The sequence below is a fragment of the Clavibacter lycopersici genome, from assembly GCF_003576405.1.
In the GTDB taxonomy this organism is placed as follows: Bacteria; Actinomycetota; Actinomycetes; order Actinomycetales; family Microbacteriaceae; genus Clavibacter; species Clavibacter lycopersici.
The window spans coordinates 1-3585 of record NZ_QWGT01000262.1; the positions used below are offsets into that span (position 1 = coordinate 1).

A 3585-nucleotide genomic window follows, 5' to 3' on the forward strand; every position below is an offset into this window, starting at 1 on the left:
AACATGCCCGTCCGCCTCCCCGCGCCCCGACGCCCCCGCCTCGCGCGCACCGCCCCGGCCGCCGCGGCCGCCGGCCTCGCCGTCGCGCTCCTCCTCGCCGGCTGCTCGGACCCCGCGCCGCTCCAGCCCACGACGCCCGACCCCTCGGCGAGCGCAGGCGGCGGGCAGGCCGCGGGCGGCGGATCCGCCACCGGACCGAGCGCCTCCCCCACGCCCGCGCCGCCGAAGGGCACGCCCGTCACCACCACGTGCGACCAGCTGCTGCCCGACCTCGCCGAGTTCGGCACCGGCTTCGCGACCGAGGCGCTGCCTGCCGACACCGCCACCGACGGCGCGCGCGAGGACGTGCTCGCCATGCAGGGCATCGCCTGCGCGTTCCGGTCCTCGGACGGCACCGCGGTCGAGATCGACGTCGCCCAGCCGGTCTCGGCGGAGCTGCAGTCCCGACGCGACGCGGCCATCCTCCAGGCGGATCCGATCGCGGGCTACCCGTCCGGCGTCGAGGCCTACTTCGAGCTGCAGGACGCGGTCGGCGTCGCCACCATCTACTCGTCGAAGCACATGGTCGTCATGCGGTCCGACTCGTTCTACGAGCCCGGCGACCACGCCGACCTCGGCAACGCGGTGCTGACGACCGTCGGCGGCTGACCCGACGCGGCCCGACGCGCGAACCCGTCGCGCGCGCCCGTCAGCCGAGGCGGACGGGCGCGGCCACGTCGTCGACCGGCAGCTCGTCGACCGTGGCCATGACCTCCATGCGCGAGATGGTGACGAGGCTCCGCGTGTTGGTGAGGAAGGCGGTGTCGGACGCGTCGCGACCGGTGGAGATCCGCAGGAGGCTCTGCCGGGGCGCGAGGCCGGTGGCGTCCACGACGTGCCACGCGTCGTCGACCCACGCCTCGGCGACCGCGTGGAAGTCCATGGGGCTGAGGCCCGGCGCGTAGACGGCGGCGAGGCGCGCGGGCACGTCGAGCGCGCGGAGCATCGCGATCACGAGGTGCGCGTAGTCGCGGCAGACGCCGCGGCGGGCGAGCAGCGTGCGGACGGCGCCGTCGGTCGGGAGGCTGGATCCCGGCGCGTACCGCAGCGAGTCCGCGACGAACGCGCGCACGGCGGCGAGGAGCGGCAGTCCGTCGAGTCCGCGGAACTCGCCGCGGGCCGTGGGGAAGAGCGTGTCCGACTCGCAGTAGCGGCTCGGGCGGCGGTAGACCCAGAGGTCGACGTCGTCGAGGGGCGCGGGGTCGCGGCGGCCCGTGACCGTGGCGCGGTACTCCATCGTGAGGACGCCCGCGCCGGTGGTGAGCACGTGCAGGCGGGTGTCGTGCCGGTCGACCACCTCGGTCGCCTCCACCGGCCGCCCGTCGAGGGCGAAGGCGAGGCGCTCGGACGCGATGTCCGCGCCGCGGGCGACGGCGACCGCGAAGGCCATCTCGCTCTCGCCGGAGACCTGCAGCTCGAGCATGGAGGAGACGTCGCGGCGCATGCGTCCATCGTGGCATCGGATCCGCCCGCCCGGGCCGCCCGCCGGATCGCGTCGCCGCCGCTCAGCCCGGGTGCGGGCCGGTCGACGCGCGTGCGACGAGGGTCGGCTCGAGCAGCCGGGACGCGGCCTCCCGGCCGTCGACGAGCGCGAGGAGCGTCTCGAGCGCCAGCCGCCCCATCTCGTGCACGGGCGAGCGGACGCTCGTGAGGCCGATGGATCCGGATGCCGCGAGCGGGGTGTCGTTGTAGCCGACCAGGGCGACGTCGTCGGGCACCGAGAGGCCCGCGTCGCGGAGGGCTCCCATCGCGCCGATCGCCGCGAAGTCGTTGGTCGCGAAGAGCGCGTCGGGCGCGTGCCCGGCGCGGAGCACGGCCTCGGTCGCCTCCCGTCCCGCGGCGGCGTCGAAGCCGCGCTGGATCACGCGCTCGGGCGGCACGGGCATCCCCGCGTCCGCGTACGCCTCGAGGAAGCCGCGCGTGCGGTCGACCGCGGTGGAGGCGAAGGACATGCCGGCGAGCACGGCCGGCCGGGTGCGCCCCTCGGCGATCAGGTGCTCGGCCGCCAGGCGCCCGCCCGCCACGTCGTCGCACGTGACGGCGACGTGCTCGCCCCGGCGGCGCGAGACGAGGACGAACGGCACGCCCTCCTCGGCGAGCTCGTCGAGCAGCGGGTCGTCGAGGTGCGCGTCGCCGAAGATCATGCCGTCGACGCGGCGGTCGAGCATGCTGCGCGTGCGGGTCCGCTGGAGCTCCGGCCGGTCGAGGCTGTTCGTGACGAAGGTGGAGATGTCGCGCTCGGTCGCCGCCTCGTCGATGCCCTCGTACACGGTGGCGAGCACGTAGTCCTGGAGGCGCGGGACGAGCACGCCCACGAGGTCGGAGCGGGACGTGCGGAGGCTCGCGGCGTGGGGGTTCCGCCGGTAGCCGCTGCGCTCGGCGATGTCGAGGATGGCGGCGACGGTCTCGGGTCCGGCCCACCTGCCGGGGTGCTCCTCGCGGGAGTTGAGCACGCGGGACACCGTGGTGATGCTGACGCCGGCGAGCTCCGCGATCATGCGCTGCGTGGTGGGCGGCCGGCGCTTCTGGGTCACTCGGGCCTCCTCACCCGGACCAGCATGGCACAGCGTCGCGGTCCGGCGGCGGCGCGCCCGACGGTGCCCTGTCGGAGGCCGCCGGGGAAACATCCCCGCAACAGGACGGCAACGTGATCGTTCGACGCAAACCATTGACGCAAACGTTTGTGCGACCGAGGATCGTCCGCATGCCCCACGTCCTCGTGCTCGCCACCGGCGGGACCATCTCCTCGCGCACGCGCCCCGACGGAGCCGCGGTCGCCGCGGATCCGGCTGCGCGCCTGCTCGGATCCGTGCCCGCCCTGCCGCCCGGCGTCACCGTCGAGACGCGCGACGTCCTCCGCGTCAACTCGTTCGCGCTCACGCACGCCGACCTGCGCACGATCGCGGAGGCGGTCGCGGCCGGGCTCGCGCGCGACGACGTGGACGGGATCGTCGTCACGCACGGCACGGACACGCTCGAGGAGACGGCGTTCCTCCTCGACCTGGTGACGGACGATCCGCGTCCCGTGGTGCTCACGGGAGCCCAGCGCTCGGCGGACGACCCGGCGGGCGACGGACCCGCGAACCTGCGCGACGCCATCGTCGTCGCCGCGTCGTCGGAGGCTCGCGGGGCCGGCGTGCTCGCCGTGTTCGCCTCGCGCGTCCTCGCGGCCGACGGCCTCGTGAAGGCCCGCACGCTGGATCCCGACGCCTTCGCCGCCCGCGACGGCGCGAACCTCGGCCGCGTGGTCGGCGACGACGTCCGGCTGTCCCGGCGCCCGCGCACCCTCCCGGTCCTGCCCGTGCCCACGCCGCGCTTCGACCGGATCCGCGTGGACTGCGTCAGCGTCCACCCGGGCGCCGACGCCGTGCTGCTCCGGGCCGCGGTCGGCGCGGGGGCGGCGGGCCTCGTCGTCATCGGCACGGGCGCGGGCAACGCGAACCGCGCCCTCGTGCCGGAGATCGCGTCGGCCGTCGACGCCGGCGTCCTCGTGGCCCTCGGCACGCGCGTGGCCCGGGGCCCGGTGGCCGCGATCTACGGCGACGG

4 protein-coding genes are annotated in these 3585 nt (G+C 76.0%); 2 read left to right on the top strand and 2 right to left on the bottom strand.

The features are described from left to right. A partial coding sequence (locus tag DZG00_RS13485) for a hypothetical protein (RefSeq protein ID WP_233550142.1) occupies positions 1 to 648 on the top strand: 648 nt, incomplete at its 5' end. A gap of 40 nt (positions 649 to 688) precedes the next feature. Here the strand turns inward: DZG00_RS13485 and DZG00_RS13490 are convergent. Together DZG00_RS13490 and DZG00_RS13495 are read right to left on the bottom strand one after the other, a co-directional pair. Further along, positions 689 to 1483, bottom strand: coding sequence for a transglutaminase-like domain-containing protein (locus tag DZG00_RS13490; protein ID WP_119382891.1), 795 nt, complete (start codon positions 1481 to 1483; stop codon positions 689 to 691). A gap of 61 nt (positions 1484 to 1544) precedes the next feature. After that, on the bottom strand, positions 1545 to 2573 hold the full coding sequence (locus tag DZG00_RS13495; protein ID WP_199688987.1) for a LacI family DNA-binding transcriptional regulator: 1029 nt from the start codon (positions 2571 to 2573) through the stop codon (positions 1545 to 1547). 170 nt (positions 2574 to 2743) lie between these two features. Here DZG00_RS13495 and DZG00_RS13500 point away from each other — a divergent pair. Continuing rightward, a partial coding sequence (locus tag DZG00_RS13500; RefSeq protein WP_147360010.1) for an asparaginase occupies positions 2744 to 3585 on the top strand: 842 nt, incomplete at its 3' end.

Bases quoted from the DNA above. Each gene is read 5' to 3' on its own strand.
- DZG00_RS13490 (WP_119382891.1), bottom strand. From the start codon at position 1,483: ATGCGCCGCGACGTCTCCTCCATGCTCGAGCTGCAGGTCTCCGGCGAG.